A 14,007-nucleotide genomic window follows, 5' to 3' on the forward strand; every position below is an offset into this window, starting at 1 on the left:
GAACAATTCCACTTGTACCCACTTGTAAAATCTATTAAAATAGGGTAAATGGATGTGATCCCCGATGATTCGCAGTATGACGGGCTATGGGGCAGCGGACAGCCGGTACGACGGGTATGCGCTGCATGTGGAGATCCGATCGGTCAATGCCCGCTTCGCGGAGCTGACCGTTCGTTTGCCGCGCGAATGGCTCGCTCTGGAGGAGGGTGTCCGGCGCGCCGTGCAGCCTTATGTGAAGCGGGGACGCGTCGACATCGCCGTCACCGTGGAACGCGAGGCTGCGGCCGGCCGGACGGTGGAGGTCGATTGGGCGCTTGTGGACAGCTACCGGGATGCGGCCGAGCAGATTCGGAGCCGGCTGGGCATGCCGGACAGCGAGAAGCTCTCGCTGTCCGATCTGCTGCAATTGCCCGGGCTCGTCTCGGTGAGCGAGCGCAGGGATTCCGCGCTCGAGAGCGGACTCCAGGAGGCGCTGCTACTGGCGACTCGGGAAGCCGCCGAACGATTCCTGGCTGCGAGAGCGGCGGAAGGCAGCCATCTCCAGCGCGACGTCGAAGAGCGGCTCTCCGCGATCGAACGGATGGAGCGGGACGTGCGGAGCGCCGCGACGTCGGTGGCCGCGGATTACCGGGCGAGGCTGACGCAGAAGCTGGCGGAACTGCTCGGAGAGCGGAGCGGCGGAGTGCCGGATGAGACCCGGCTCACGATGGAGGTCGCGCTGCTCGCGGAGCGGTCCGATATCCAGGAGGAGCTGACGCGGTTAGGCAGCCACCTGGCCCAGTGCCGGCAGCTGCTGCTGACGGACGAGCCTATCGGCCGGAAGCTCGACTTTTTCATCCAGGAGTTGAACAGGGAAGTGAATACGATTGGCTCCAAGGCGAACCGGGTCGATATCGTGGGCCGGGTCGTTGACATGAAGGCGGAGCTCGAGAAGCTGCGCGAGCAGGCGCAGAACATCGAGTAGCTGGGTCAGGAGAGAGCCCGTCGGGGCTAGGCGTGGAACCGCAAGCGGGAAACTTGCTTGCATCAGCAAGCAAGGGTGACTGGAGGCGCCGACAGGAATGGCGGGGCGCGGATAAAAGTATGAGCGGACGCGGAAACGGCAACACTAGTGCGAGACTGCATAAATTTGCCATCGACCGCCACGCAGTTCTTAAATGATCTAGGAGGGCATAATGGCCATTAAATTAATCAATATCGGGTTCGGCAATATCGTCTCGGCGAATCGAATCATCTCGATCGTGAGTCCCGAATCTGCCCCGATCAAACGCATTATCCAGGAAGCGCGCGACCGGCATATGCTGATCGACGCCACCTACGGAAGACGGACGCGGGCCGTCATCATTACGGATAGCGATCATGTGATTTTATCGGCGGTACAACCGGAAACGGTGGCTCATCGACTGACGAACAACAAGGATGACGATCATGACGAATAATGTTCGACCCGGTACGGACAGAGGCCTGCTCATTGTCCTGTCTGGACCTTCCGGCGTTGGCAAAGGCACGGTATGTGCGGCGTTGCGCAAAAAGGCTCCCGAGCTTGTTTATTCCGTCTCCGCTACGACACGGGCGGCTAGAGCCGGGGAAGTGGACGGCGTCAATTACTTTTTCAAGACGAAGGAGCAATTCCGCTCCATGATCGAGCGGGATGAGCTGCTGGAGTGGGCGGAATACGTCGGCAATTATTACGGGACGCCGCGCAGCTTCGTCGAACAGACGCTGAATGAAGGCAAAGACATTATCCTTGAAATAGAAGTGCAAGGCGCGCTGCAGGTGAAGGAGAAGTTCGGGGAAGGCGTATTTATTTTTCTCATGCCGCCGTCCTTGCCGGAACTGCAGAGTCGCATCGTGAATCGCGGGACGGAGACGGAAGATTCGATCCGCAACCGGATGACGGTCGCGCTCGACGAAATCCGCCTATTGGAGCAATACGATTACGCGGTGGTTAACGATCAAGTGGAGCTGGCCTGCCAGCGCATCCAAGCGATCCTCGTCGCGGAGCACTGCAAGCGGGAACGGGTGTTGCCGCAGATTCAAAAATGGATGGAAGAGGTGCACTGACATGTTATACCCCTCGATTGACCTGCTGATTAATAAAGTGGACAGCAAATATTCGCTTGTGGTCGCGGCCTCGAAGCGAGCCCGGATGCTGCGCGACGGTGCCAAATCCGAGCTGCGCGAGCCGAAGGCGAACAAGCAAGTCGGCGTAGCGCTCGAAGAAATATACGGCGGCATGGTGCAAGTGGAATCCGTAGCGAAGGACCTGAAGTAAACGACGAACCGACCGAAAAAAGTGACAACCTCGATGCAGGTTGTTATTTTTTTCTCCAAGCTTGGATCGGCCATCTCACATAAGGGGGACTCTGCGATGTGGAAAGGGAAAACGATCGTACTCGGGGTAACGGGGGGCATCGCCTGCTTCAAGGCGGCCGCACTCTGCAGCAAGCTGGCGCAAACCGGCGCGGAGGTTCGCGTCATCATGACGGAATCGGCGACGAAATTCGTAGCGCCGCTGACGTTCCAGACGTTGTCCCGCCACGACGTCATCGTCGACACGTTCGATGAGAAGGATGCATCCGTCGTGTCGCACATCGATCTAGCCGATCGCGCCGACCTCGTCGTCGTCGCCCCGGCAACGGCGAACATGATCGCCAAGATGGCGCACGGCTTGGCGGACGACATGCTGAGCACGACGCTGCTCGCCACGACCGCGCCGATCCTCGTCGCCCCGGCGATGAACGTACACATGTACGCGCACCCGGCCGTCCAGGCGAACATGCAGACGCTTCGGGAGCGCGGGGTGCAGTTCGTCGAGCCGGGCGAAGGGCAGCTCGCCTGCGGCTATGTGGGCAAGGGGCGGCTCGCCGAGCCGGAGGAGCTTATGGTGGCGATCGGCCGCCAGCTGCAGCCCCGGCCGCAGCCGCTCTCGGGCCGGCATGTACTCGTCACGGCCGGCGGCACGATAGAGCGCATCGACCCGGTCCGCTACATCACGAACGACTCGTCGGGCAAGATGGGCTTCGCGATTGCAGAGGCGGCCCGGGAGATGGGGGCGCGCGTGACGCTCGTCAAAGCGAAGACGACCGCGACGCCGCCCGGTGGAGTGGACATCGTCGAAGTATCGTCGGCCCAGGAGATGCTGGACGCGGTGCAAAGCCGGTTCGCCGATGTCGACGTGGTGATCAAGGCGGCGGCCGTGGCCGACTATCGGCCGGCGGAGATCGCGGACCGGAAAATCAAAAAGAAAGACAACACCTTGACGCTTACCCTCGTTAAAAACCCGGATATCGTGCAGTGGCTGGGCGAGCACAAGAAGCATCAATTCATCGTCCAATTCGCGGCCGAGACGAATGACGCCGAGCAATACGCCTTGGACAAAGTGCGCCGCAAGAAGAGCGACCTGCTAGTATTGAACGACGTGACCGTGCCGGGCGCGGGCTTCGGCACCGATACGAATGTCGTGCGCTTGTACGATGCCGCCGGACTCGTGCGAGAGCTGCCGCTTATGGATAAGCGTGAGGTAGCCCGGGAGCTGCTGGAGCTCGTGGCGGGGCGCATAAACGACCGCAAGCGCGATACCCCCGAGGACTCGGGGAGGGATCGCTGATGTACGCTCAGGTCATCGTCGACGTTCCTGCTAAGCAAACGAATCGCCCGTTCGATTATGCGATTCCGCCTGAGCTCGGCGAGTGGGTGCAGATCGGCAGCCGGGTGGGCGTGCCGTTCGGGCCGCGCACCCTGCAGGGCTTCGTCGTAGGGATGTCCGAACGGACGGATATGGACCCGAACAAGGTGAAGGCGATCCAGGAAGTGATGGACCTCATGCCGCCGCTCACTGCAGAGCTCGTGGAACTGGCGCGGTGGATGAGCCGCGCTTATGTCTGTCATGAGGTCACCGCCCTGCAAGCGATGATACCGGGGGCGCTGAAAGCCAAATACGAGAAAGTCATAACGGTCGGTTCCCGAGAGCTTGTGGCCGCGCAAGGGCGGACACAGGCCGAGGCGGGGGGTTCGCTTCAGCTGAGCTTCGCCGATGCGGCGGAGGAAGAGCTGCTTCGATATGTGCGTACACGGGGGTCTGTGAAGACGTCGACGCTGCTGCACAAATTCCCGGAGCAGGGCAAGCTGCTCAAGCGTTTATTGGAGCAAGGGGTGCTCGCGGAGGAGCAGACCGTCAAAGATCGGGTCGGCTTGAAGACGGCGCTGACCGTCCGTCCGCTGCTGGAGGGAGACGCGATGGAACGGGCGCTCGCGAGCCTGTCCGCCGGGGCGAAGCGGCAACAGGACGTACTGCGGTATTTTAGGTCGCATCCGGAGCCGGTCTTGCTGGCCGATTTGCTCGCCTCTCAAGGAATTAGTGCGGGGACGGTCAAGAGCCTTGCCGACAAAGGCTGGCTGGAGATTACGGATGAGGTAGTGCTCCGCGATCCGTATGCCGGCCGGACGTTCGTGCCGAGCGAGCCGCTGCCGCTGACCTCGACGCAGCGGGAAGTCTTCGCTCCTTTGTCCTCCGCGCTTCGCGACAGGCAGCACAAGGTATTTTTACTACACGGCGTAACGGGCAGCGGCAAAACCGAGGTGTATTTGCAGGCCATTCAGCAATGCCTGGACCAAGGCCGCGAAGCGATCGTGCTCGTGCCGGAGATCTCGCTTACGCCGCAGATGGTGGAACGGTTCAAAAGCCGGTTCGGCGATCTCGTCGCGGTGCTGCACAGCCGGTTGTCCAAGGGAGAGCGCTACGACGAATGGCGCAAAATCGGCATGAAGCAGGTGCGCGTCGCGATCGGGGCCCGCTCGGCCGTATTCGCCCCGTTCACGCGCATCGGCCTCATCATCATCGATGAAGAGCATGAATCGTCCTACAAGCAGGAAGAGAGCCCGAAGTACCACGCCCGGGACGTGGCGATCGCGAGAGCGCAGCGTCACGGAGCGGCCGTCGTGCTCGGCTCGGCCACCCCCTCGCTCGAAAGCTACTATAAAACGATCCATCCCGCCGAGCCGTTCCAAGGCGCTGCGACCGCCGACGGGCCCCCGTACGAGCTGCTGCGCATGGATTCGCGCGTAGAGGGCCGTCCGCTGCCGGACGTCCACGTCGTTGATTTGCGCGAGGAGCTGCGCGGGGGCAACCGGTCCATGTTCAGCCGGGCGCTGTATAAAGCGATCGAAGATCGGTTACACAAGAAACAGCAGATCGTCTTGCTGCTGAACCGCCGGGGCTACTCGACGTTCGTCATGTGCCGTTCTTGCGGATTCGTCGTGCAATGTCCGCATTGCGACATTGCAATGACGTACCACCAAGTGTCGCGCACGATGCGCTGTCACTATTGCGGCCGCAGCGAGCCCGAGCCGCGGGTGTGCCCGAGTTGCGACAGCGAGCATATCCGGTACTTCGGGACCGGCACGCAGAAGGTCGAGGAGGAGCTCGGCAAGCTGTTCCCCGGCATCCGGGTCATCCGGATGGACGTCGACACGACGGCCGAGAAGGGCGCACACGAGAAACTGCTGACCCGGTTCCGCAACCGGCAGGCGGACGTGCTGCTCGGGACTCAGATGGTGGCGAAGGGGCTCGATTTTCCCGACGTGACGCTGGTAGGGGTCATCGCCGCCGATACGGTGCTGAACTTGCCGGACTTCCGGGCGGCGGAGAAGACGTTCCAGCTGCTGACCCAGGTCGCGGGGCGCGCGGGCCGGCACACGTTGCCCGGCGAGGTGTATATTCAGACGTATTCACCCGAGCACTACAGCGTCGAGCATGCTAGCCGCCATGACTACGGCTCCTTCCTGCGGGAGGAAATGCTGACCCGCGAGGAGCGGGGGTATCCGCCTTATAACAGCTTGATCCTCGTCACGTTCACGCATGAACAGGTCCAGGTGCTGGTGAAGGCGGCGGAGACGTTCGCGACCCGGCTCCGGGAGCAGTGGAAGCGAAGCCCCTACGCGGGGAAACCCGGCTATGTCTTCGACCTGCTGGGCCCGATCGCTTCACCAATCCCCCGAATCAAGGATAGATATCGATTTCAATGCATGGTAAAATATCGGGGAGAAATGGACGCCGCCGGCTTGATCGGCGAGACGGCCGATTCTTTCGAGGAGCTCGTGCGCCAGCAGAAGCTGACGATCAGCGTCGATGTGAATCCTCAGGTTCTTATGTAATTCTTCTAAGGAGAGATTGGCTCATGGCTATCCGTATCATTGTGAAAGACCCGGATCCCGTACTGCGCGAAAAGGCGCTTCCGGTTACGAAATTCAATTCCAACCTGCATAAATTGCTTGACGACATGGCCGACACGATGTACGACGCGGAAGGGGTCGGCTTGGCCGCGCCTCAGATCGGCATCTTGAAGCGCGTAATCGTCATCGACGTCGGCGACGACCACGGCCTGATCGAGGTCGTAAATCCCGAGCTGGTCAGCAAGGAAGGGGAGCAGTTCGGACCCGAAGGCTGCCTCAGCATTCCCGGTCTGACCGGCGATGTGAACCGGGCTCTGAAGGTGACGGTGAAGGGGCAGGACCGGAACGGCAACCCGGTCGAATATACCGGCAGCGAGCTGCTCGCGCGAGCGTTCCAGCACGAACTGGATCATCTGAACGGCGTGCTGTTCACCGATCTTGCCCAGAGCGTATATCGCAGCGCGGACCGGCCGGGGAACGACGAGGAGTGAGCGCATGAATGTAGTTTTCATGGGAACGCCGGAATTCGCCGTTCCCTCCTTGCAAACATTGCTGCGGGGCGGCTACAACGTGGTCGGCGTCGTCTCCCAGCCGGATCGGCCGAAGGGGCGCAAGCGGGAGCTCGCCCCGACGCCGGTCAAGGCGGAGGCGCTGCAGCACGGCCTTCCCGTGCTGCAGCCCGCGAAGCTGCGCGATCCGGCGGCGGTGGCGGAGCTCGCCCGTCTGCAGCCGGATCTCATCGTCACAGCCGCTTACGGGCAAATTTTGCCGCAAGCGGTGCTTGACTTGCCGCGCTACGGCTGCATCAACGTGCACGGCTCGCTCCTGCCGAAGTATCGGGGGGGCGCTCCGATCCAGTGGGCGGTCATGAACGGCGAAGCGAAGACCGGCGTAACGATCATGTACATGGCGGCCGGACTCGACACCGGCGATATGATCAGCCGGGTCGAGGTGCCGATCGGCGACGTCGACACCGCCGGGACGCTGTTCGAGAAGCTGAGCCTGGCCGGCGCCGACCTGCTCGAGCGGACGCTGCCCGCGCTGCTGGCCGGGGAGCTGCAGGCGGAGCCGCAGGATCACGAGGAGGCGACGTACGCCCCGAACATCAGCCGCGAGAACGAGCGGATTCGCTGGGACCGCCCGGCGATCGAGCTGTTCAACCAAATTCGCGGACTTAGCCCCGCTCCGGGAGCGTTCACGACGTACAACGGGGACGTGTTCAAGGTGTGGGCAAGCCAGAAGCCTCACAACGGCCCATCGAAAGCGGCGGGGCCGGCTCCCGGTACGGTGCTGCGGATGGACGCGTCAGGCATCGAGGTGCAGACCGGCGCCGGGACGCTTATCCTGACCCGGGTGCAGCCGGCGGGCAAAAAGGCGATGGACGTGGCCGAGCTGGCCCGCGGCATGACGATTCCGAGCGGGACGGTGTTCGGAGCGGAGGATGCCGGCGCGGGTGATCCCGAGACGGCCGGGGATCGCGAAGCGAGGAACGAGCGATGAAGCGTTCCTCTCCGCCCCGTCCCCAGAGCGCCCGTGAGCTGGCGATGGATGTCCTGACCCGCGTCGAGCAGGAGGGGGCTTACAGCAACCTGCTGCTCAATCAATCGCTCCAGAAACATCCGCTCGACCGTCCGGACGCGGCGCTCGCGACCGAGCTCGTGTACGGCACGATCCAGCGTCTCAATACGCTCGACCATTGGCTGAGCCGGTTCGTAGCCAAGGGCGTGAACAGCTTGACGCCTTGGGTTCGCTCTCTGCTGCGGATGAGCTTGTACCAGCTCGTCTACTTGGACCGCATTCCGGAGCACGCCGCGGTGAACGAAGCGGTGAACCTGGCCAAGCGCCGGGGCCATGCCGGCATCAGCGGCATGGTGAACGGCGTGCTGCGCAATGCGATCCGCCAGCGCGGCGCCCTCACGATCCCGGCCGATCTCCCGCCGGCGCAGCGCATCGCGCTCCAGCACTCCCATCCCGTCTGGATGGTCGAGGCGTGGATCGCGCAGTACGGCGAAGCGACGGCCGAGCGCATCTGCGCCGCGAACAATGTCGCGCCCCGCGTCAGCGTGCGCGTCAATACGATGCGCGCGAGCCGCGACCGGCTGCTCGCCGTAATGGCCAACGGCGGAGTAGCGGTCCGGCCGTCCGAGCTGGCCCCGGCGGGCATCCTCGCCGAGAGCGGAGGCAACATGGCCTTCTCGTCGTGGTACCGGGAAGGCCTGCTCTCCGTGCAGGACGAGAGCTCGATGCTCGTCGCCGAGGCGGTGGACCCGCAGTCCGGCATGCGCGTGCTCGACTGCTGTGCCGCTCCTGGCGGCAAGACCGCCCATATGGCCGAGCGCATGGGCGACCGCGGCCATATCCTTGCGTGCGACATGCACGAGCACAAGCGCCTGCTCATCGAGGAGCAGGCGGGCCGGCTCGGGCTGACGTGCATCGAGACGCGCACCGCCGACGCCCGCGACTTGCCGGCGCAGCTCGAGCCGGGCTCGTTCGACCGCGTGCTGCTCGACGCCCCCTGCTCCGGCCTCGGCGTCATCCGCCGGAAGCCGGACCTGAAGTGGGCGAAGCGGCCCGAGGAGGTCGAAGCGATCGCCCGGCTGCAGGCGGAGCTCCTCGCGAGCGCGCAGCAGCTCGTCGCGCCCGGCGGCGTGCTCGTGTACAGCACGTGCACGCTGACGGCCGAAGAGAACGAAACCGCCGTGAGCCGGTTTCTCGCCGAGCATCCGGGCTTTCGCCTGGAGGCGATGCCGGCGGCGCTCGGTCACATCCCGGGCGCGGAGCGGGGCATCGTGTCGATTCTCCCTTGCGACTACGGCTCGGACGGCTTCTTCATCGCCCGGCTGCGCCGCGCTTAGCGAGGAGGCGTAACTTTAGCAAAGCTCGAAACTGTGATACACTAGGTAAAATAGATAGAAATCAACTTACGGGTAGTGATTCGATGAACCATAGTCAACCGCTCAAACCATTAAAACCGCTCGCGCCCCATGTGCCGGAGAAGCCGTTCGTATACGATTACACCTTGGAGGATTGGCAAGCCTGGGTGAAAGAAAACGGCGAACCGGCTTTTCGCGCGGGACAAATTTTCGACTGGTTGTACGTGAAGCGCGTGGATTCGTTCGAGGAAATGACGAATCTGTCCAAGGGGCTGCGCGAGAAGATCCGGGAGCAGTTCGAATTCGTCTCCTTGAAGGAGATCGCGAAACAGGAGTCCAAGGACGGAACCGTCAAGTTCCTGTTCGAGCTGCAGGACAAAAACGCGATCGAGACGGTCGTCATGAAGCATAATTACGGCAATAGCGTATGCGTCACGACGCAGGTCGGCTGCCGCATCGGCTGCACGTTCTGCGCGTCCACCCTCGGGGGGCTCAAGCGGAATTTGTCCGCCGGCGAGATCGTCGCCCAGGTAGTCAAGGCGCAGAAGACGCTGGACGCGAACGGAGAGCGGGTCAGCAGCATTGTGATCATGGGCATCGGAGAGCCCTTTGAGAATTACGAGGCGATGATGAAGTTTCTCGGCATTATGATCCACGAGAAAGGGCTTCATATCGGCGCGCGGCACATCACCGTGTCGACGAGCGGCATCGTGCCTAACATATACCGGTTCGCGGATGCGAACATGCAGATCAATCTCGCCATCTCGATCCACGCGCCGAACGACGAGCTGCGCTCGAAGCTGATGCCGGTTAACCGCCGGTATCCGTTCCAGGACTTGGTCGAGGCGTGCAAGTATTATTTGAAGACGACCGGCCGGCGCATTACGTTCGAGTATGCGCTGATGGGCGGCGTGAACGACAAGGCCGAGCATGCGGAAGAGCTCGCTCAAGTGCTGAAGGACATGCTGCCGCTCTGCCACGTGAACTTGATCCCGGTGAACTTCGTGATGGAGCGGGATTTCAAGCGGACGGAGCGGAACGACATCTTCACGTTCCAGCGCATTCTGGAGCGCCACAACATACCGGCGACAATACGCCGGGAACATGGAAGCGACATAGCGGCCGCCTGCGGCCAGCTGCGCGCGAAGCATTTGGAATCGGGGGTGAAGTGAGGGCATGCTTACGGCCTTTAGAACGGATATTGGGAAGGTCCGTTTGATCAATGAGGATCGGGCGGCCGTTCAGCTCGGCTTGAACGGCTTCACCCTCGCCATTGTGGCCGACGGGATGGGTGGACACCAGGCCGGGGAAGTGGCGAGCAAGATGGCGGTGGAGCTGGTCCAATCGCATCTGCTCGCCGTACATAAAACGTTGACTGAGGAGCAACGGCCGGAGGCGGTGCGCCAGGCGATCGTTCACGCGAACGAGACCGTGTACGAATTCGCTTCGAACCAGAAGCGGTATCACGGCATGGGGACGACCGTCGTCGTGACGCTGGCCTCGGAGAAGCAGCTGACGATTGGCCATATCGGCGACAGCCGCGCTTATTTGTGGCAGGCGCCGGTCAAGGAGAAGGGCAAGGACGCTCAGTTCCGGCAAGTGACCGAGGATCATTCGCTCGTGAACGAGCTGATCCGCTCGGGCCAAATTACACAGGCGGAAGCGAACAACCATCCGCGCCGCAATGTGCTGACCCGGGCGCTCGGCACGGAGCGGCAAGCCGATGTGGACGTGACGCTGCTGAACTGGCACAACGGCGACATCCTGCTCATGTGCAGCGACGGGCTAAGCGGCCTGGTCGAGGACGACATTATGGCGCATGTGCTCGCCGCGGACAAGGATCTGGAGTGGAAGGCCGACGAGCTCGTCCGTCTGGCCCTGGCGGAAGGCGGAGACGACAACATCACGGTTGTGCTGCTGGAGAACCGGAATACGAGAATAATCGAGAAGAATGGGGGGGATGATGAATGATCGGACACGTGTTGGGCGGACGCTATGAGATCATCGATCGGATTGGCGGCGGCGGCATGGCCTTGGTGTATAAAGGGCATGATATTTTACTCAATCGTAAAGTGGCCATCAAGGTGCTGCGCCAGCAATACGTGCATGACGAAGAATTCATCCGCCGGTTTCGCCGGGAAGCCCAGGCGGCCGCCTCCCTGTCGCATCCTAACGTAGTCAGCATTTACGATGTGGGGCAAGAGGAAGACATCCACTACATCGTGATGGAATATATCGAAGGCAAGACGCTCAACGACCTGATCAAGGAACGGGCTCCGCTCCAGGTGGAGGAAGCGATCCGCATTGCGAGCCAGATTTGCGACGCGCTCGATCATGCGCACCACAATCAGATTATTCACCGGGACATTAAGCCTCACAATATATTGATGGGGAAAAACGGCCGGGTGAAGGTGACCGACTTCGGGATCGCCCGCGCGGCGGACTCGTCCCAGATTACCCAGACCGGGTCGGTCGTCGGATCGGTCCATTATTTCTCGCCGGAGCATGCGAAGGGGACGTCGACGGGCGCGAAGTCGGATATTTACTCGCTCGGCATCGTGCTCTACCAGATGCTTACGGCGCGTTTGCCTTTTTCCGGGGAAAGCCCGATCAGCGTAGCGCTGAAGCATCTGCAGGAGGACGTGGAGGAGCCGCGCAAGGTGAACCCGCTCATCCCGCAGAGCGTCGAGAACTTGATTCTGAAGTCGATGCGCAAAAATCAGGACGAGCGCTACCAGTCGGCCAAGGAAATGCTGAAGGACTTGGAGTCCTGCCTGCTGCCGGAGCGCCGCAACGAGCCCAAGATTCAGTTCGCCTCCGACGAGGAGGACGAGGAAAAGACTCGGGTGATTCCTGCGATCAAGGGCGACGCGTATCGTCCGCACGAGCGGATTGCAGAATCCCGGTCGGCTGGGGACGTGGAAGCCCCAAAGCGCAAACGCCGGCCTTGGCTCAAGCCTTCGATTTGGAGCGCGGTGATCATTCTGCTGCTGCTGGGGCTCTGGTACGGGGTTGGAGCGGTAAAAGCTTGGCTGACCGTGCCGGAAGTCGATATCCCGAACGTCGTGAACAAAAACGTGACCGAAGCGCAAAAAATGCTGACCGACCTTCAGCTCAAGTCCAAGGTCATTCAGCAGCCGAACAAGGAGTTCGCGAAGGACATCGTGTTCGCCCAAAATCCGGAGCCTTCGCGGGTAAAGGTTAACTATGAGGTCACCCTCTATGTAAGCCAAGGGACCGAGAAGCTCAAGATGCCGGATTGGACCGGCAAGAAAGTGAGTGACATCAAGAATACGGAAATTGTGAGACTCGGGATCGCCGACTCGCAAGTGTCGAGCGAGGAAGTGTTCGGCACGGAGGAGCCCGGTACGATCATCAAGCAAGTTCCGTCGCCTAACGAGGAGTTCGATCCGAAAACGGTCATGATCAAGTTTACGGTCAGCAAAGGGCGTGAGCAGTTCGAGATGCCGGACTTGTCGGGTCTGACCGAGACGGAGGCGACTTCGAAGGCGACGCTGCTCGGCCTTAACAAGCCTACGGTAGAGAAGGCGGCCACGTACAAGCAGCCGAAGGGCAAAGTGTTCGATCAGTTTCCGTTCAAATACAAAGACCTTGTCTCCAAGGGAGCGGACATTAAAATTTTCGTAAGCACCGGCTACCCGCCGGAGGCGAAGGAAAAGACGATCTCGAAGACAATTTCGCCGGCGGTCAAGGGCAAGGAGAGCACGATCAAAATCATCTATAGCGATGCCCGAGGCGACAATATCGAATGGGGCCAGCGGAAAATTTCAGACGCTCAAACATTTGACGTAGCTCTGGTGCTGTCGCCGGAGAAGGATGGCACGATTCAATATTTCGTGGACGGGGGGCGGGTCGACCTGGTGCCGGTGCCTTACAATGAGAAGCCGACGAACAGCCCGACTCCTGGCACGACGCCGACACCTACGCCGACTGGTTCGGCGAAGCCGGTGAGCGGCACCCCCGTTCCGACGCCGACGCCGACCGGAACGAACAATGGAGGCCGGAACTAATGCCAGCAGGTTGGATCGTGAAGGCATTAAGCGGTTATTATTATGTCCAGCCCGAGGATGCTCTGGATGCACACGATTCGGCAGAAGCGGCGATCCAGTGCAGGGCGCGCGGCATCTTCAAGAAAAAGGGCGTCACTCCGCTTGTAGGGGATCGCGTTCTATACGAGAAGACAGAGAACGGAGAGGGCACGGTGGACGAGATTTTGCCCCGTACCTCGGAGCTGATCCGTCCGCCGGTCGCGAACGTGAATCAGGCGGTGCTCGTCTTCTCCGCCACCGAGCCGGACTTGAACTTGCAGCTGCTAGACAAGTTCCTCGTGCATACGGAGCATGCGGGCCTCGACACGCTGATCGTCCTGACGAAGCTGGATCTCCTCCCGGACGGGGAATCGGCCGTAGTGGTAGACGAGATGGAACTGGACCGCGTCCGGCGGCTCTACGAATCGATCGGCTATCCGGTCATCGTGACGAGCTCCAAGTCAGGCTTTGGGCTGGAGTCGGTACGCGCCGCGCTTAAGGACCGGATCAGCGTCTTCTCCGGCCAATCCGGGGTCGGCAAGTCCTCGCTGCTCAACGCCGTCGTGCCCGGGCTCAGCCTGGAGACGAACGCGATCAGCCAGCGTCTCGGCCGGGGCAAGCATACGACTCGCCACGTCGAGCTGTTCCCGCTGCCAGGAGGCGGCTTCGTCGCCGATACGCCCGGCTTCAGCCAGCTCGACTTCGTGCAGCTCGAGCCGGATGAGCTGTCCGGCTGTTTCGCCGAGATGCGCGGCTACCGCGCGGGCTGCAAGTTCCGCGGCTGCCTGCATCAGCAGGAGCCCGGCTGCCTCGTGCAGGAAGCGGTGGAGCAGGGCCGCATCGCGCCGAGCCGTTACCGGCACTACTTGACCTTTTTGAACGAAATGAAGGAGAGGAAACGGAGGTATTGA

The 14,007-nt window shown here is 61.7% G+C and carries 13 protein-coding genes; all 13 read left to right on the top strand.

All coding sequences use genetic code 11. The features are described from left to right. The first annotated feature begins 64 nt into the window (after positions 1 to 64). On the top strand, positions 65 to 964 hold the full coding sequence (locus tag ACI5FR_RS20900; RefSeq protein WP_405457889.1) for a YicC/YloC family endoribonuclease: 900 nt from the start codon (positions 65 to 67) through the stop codon (positions 962 to 964). Between the two features lie 211 nt (positions 965 to 1,175). Then, positions 1,176 to 1,439: an extracellular matrix/biofilm regulator RemA gene (gene remA, locus ACI5FR_RS20905; protein WP_110840413.1), complete on the top strand. Its 264-nt coding sequence runs from the start codon at positions 1,176 to 1,178 to the stop codon at positions 1,437 to 1,439. Next, positions 1,429 to 2,064: a guanylate kinase gene (gene gmk / locus ACI5FR_RS20910; protein WP_405457892.1), complete on the top strand. Its 636-nt coding sequence runs from the start codon at positions 1,429 to 1,431 to the stop codon at positions 2,062 to 2,064. The genes remA and gmk overlap by 11 nt, the downstream gene beginning before the upstream one ends. A 1-nt stretch (position 2,065) precedes the next feature. Continuing rightward, the gene (gene rpoZ / locus ACI5FR_RS20915; RefSeq protein ID WP_405457894.1) at positions 2,066 to 2,275 is read left to right on the top strand and encodes a DNA-directed RNA polymerase subunit omega; all 210 of its coding nucleotides are present in this window, start codon (positions 2,066 to 2,068) and stop codon (positions 2,273 to 2,275) included. 96 nt (positions 2,276 to 2,371) lie between these two features. Beyond that, positions 2,372 to 3,610 carry a bifunctional phosphopantothenoylcysteine decarboxylase/phosphopantothenate--cysteine ligase CoaBC gene (gene coaBC / locus ACI5FR_RS20920; protein WP_405457896.1) on the top strand — a complete coding sequence of 413 codons (1,239 nt, stop codon included), beginning with the start codon at positions 2,372 to 2,374 and terminating at the stop codon, positions 3,608 to 3,610. Further along, entirely contained in the window at positions 3,610 to 6,156 is a 2,547-nt protein-coding gene (gene priA / locus ACI5FR_RS20925) for a primosomal protein N' (RefSeq protein ID WP_405457898.1), read from the top strand. Before coaBC ends, priA begins: the two co-directional genes overlap by 1 nt. A gap of 23 nt (positions 6,157 to 6,179) precedes the next feature. Continuing rightward, positions 6,180 to 6,665, top strand: coding sequence for a peptide deformylase (gene def / locus ACI5FR_RS20930; protein WP_405457900.1), 486 nt, complete (start codon positions 6,180 to 6,182; stop codon positions 6,663 to 6,665). Positions 6,666 to 6,669: 4 nt separating this feature from the next. Beyond that, complete coding sequence (fmt, locus tag ACI5FR_RS20935; RefSeq protein ID WP_405457902.1) at positions 6,670 to 7,674, top strand: methionyl-tRNA formyltransferase; 1,005 nt, start codon at positions 6,670 to 6,672, stop codon at positions 7,672 to 7,674. Further along, complete coding sequence (rsmB, locus tag ACI5FR_RS20940; RefSeq protein WP_405457904.1) at positions 7,671 to 9,029, top strand: 16S rRNA (cytosine(967)-C(5))-methyltransferase RsmB; 1,359 nt, start codon at positions 7,671 to 7,673, stop codon at positions 9,027 to 9,029. The genes fmt and rsmB overlap by 4 nt, the downstream gene beginning before the upstream one ends. Before the next feature lie 83 nt (positions 9,030 to 9,112). After that, positions 9,113 to 10,219: a dual-specificity RNA methyltransferase RlmN gene (rlmN, locus tag ACI5FR_RS20945; protein WP_405457907.1), complete on the top strand. Its 1,107-nt coding sequence runs from the start codon at positions 9,113 to 9,115 to the stop codon at positions 10,217 to 10,219. A 4-nt stretch (positions 10,220 to 10,223) separates the two neighbouring features. Then, complete coding sequence (locus tag ACI5FR_RS20950) at positions 10,224 to 11,018, top strand: Stp1/IreP family PP2C-type Ser/Thr phosphatase (protein ID WP_405457910.1); 795 nt, start codon at positions 10,224 to 10,226, stop codon at positions 11,016 to 11,018. Continuing rightward, positions 11,015 to 13,078, top strand: coding sequence for a Stk1 family PASTA domain-containing Ser/Thr kinase (gene pknB, locus ACI5FR_RS20955; RefSeq protein WP_405457911.1), 2,064 nt, complete (start codon positions 11,015 to 11,017; stop codon positions 13,076 to 13,078). The genes ACI5FR_RS20950 and pknB overlap by 4 nt, the downstream gene beginning before the upstream one ends. After that, positions 13,078 to 14,007, top strand: a complete 930-nt coding sequence (rsgA, locus tag ACI5FR_RS20960; protein ID WP_405457913.1) for a ribosome small subunit-dependent GTPase A — start codon at positions 13,078 to 13,080, stop codon at positions 14,005 to 14,007. Before pknB ends, rsgA begins: the two co-directional genes overlap by 1 nt.

It is taken from the genome of Paenibacillus sp. HJGM_3 (genome assembly GCF_045062745.1).
Classification (GTDB): Bacteria; Bacillota; Bacilli; order Paenibacillales; family NBRC-103111; genus Paenibacillus_AA.

Excerpts from the sequence above, each read along its gene's own strand:
- ACI5FR_RS20900 (WP_405457889.1), top strand. The coding sequence starts at position 65 with ATGATTCGCAGTATGACGGGCTATGGGGCAGCGGACAGCCGGTACGAC.
- remA (WP_110840413.1), top strand. The coding sequence starts at position 1,176 with ATGGCCATTAAATTAATCAATATCGGGTTCGGCAATATCGTCTCGGCG.
- gmk (WP_405457892.1), top strand. The coding sequence starts at position 1,429 with ATGACGAATAATGTTCGACCCGGTACGGACAGAGGCCTGCTCATTGTC.
- rpoZ (WP_405457894.1), top strand. The coding sequence starts at position 2,066 with ATGTTATACCCCTCGATTGACCTGCTGATTAATAAAGTGGACAGCAAA.
- coaBC (WP_405457896.1), top strand. The coding sequence starts at position 2,372 with ATGTGGAAAGGGAAAACGATCGTACTCGGGGTAACGGGGGGCATCGCC.
- priA (WP_405457898.1), top strand. The coding sequence starts at position 3,610 with ATGTACGCTCAGGTCATCGTCGACGTTCCTGCTAAGCAAACGAATCGC.
- def (WP_405457900.1), top strand. The coding sequence starts at position 6,180 with ATGGCTATCCGTATCATTGTGAAAGACCCGGATCCCGTACTGCGCGAA.
- fmt (WP_405457902.1), top strand. The coding sequence starts at position 6,670 with ATGAATGTAGTTTTCATGGGAACGCCGGAATTCGCCGTTCCCTCCTTG.
- rsmB (WP_405457904.1), top strand. The coding sequence starts at position 7,671 with ATGAAGCGTTCCTCTCCGCCCCGTCCCCAGAGCGCCCGTGAGCTGGCG.
- rlmN (WP_405457907.1), top strand. The coding sequence starts at position 9,113 with ATGAACCATAGTCAACCGCTCAAACCATTAAAACCGCTCGCGCCCCAT.
- ACI5FR_RS20950 (WP_405457910.1), top strand. The coding sequence starts at position 10,224 with ATGCTTACGGCCTTTAGAACGGATATTGGGAAGGTCCGTTTGATCAAT.
- pknB (WP_405457911.1), top strand. The coding sequence starts at position 11,015 with ATGATCGGACACGTGTTGGGCGGACGCTATGAGATCATCGATCGGATT.
- rsgA (WP_405457913.1), top strand. The coding sequence starts at position 13,078 with ATGCCAGCAGGTTGGATCGTGAAGGCATTAAGCGGTTATTATTATGTC.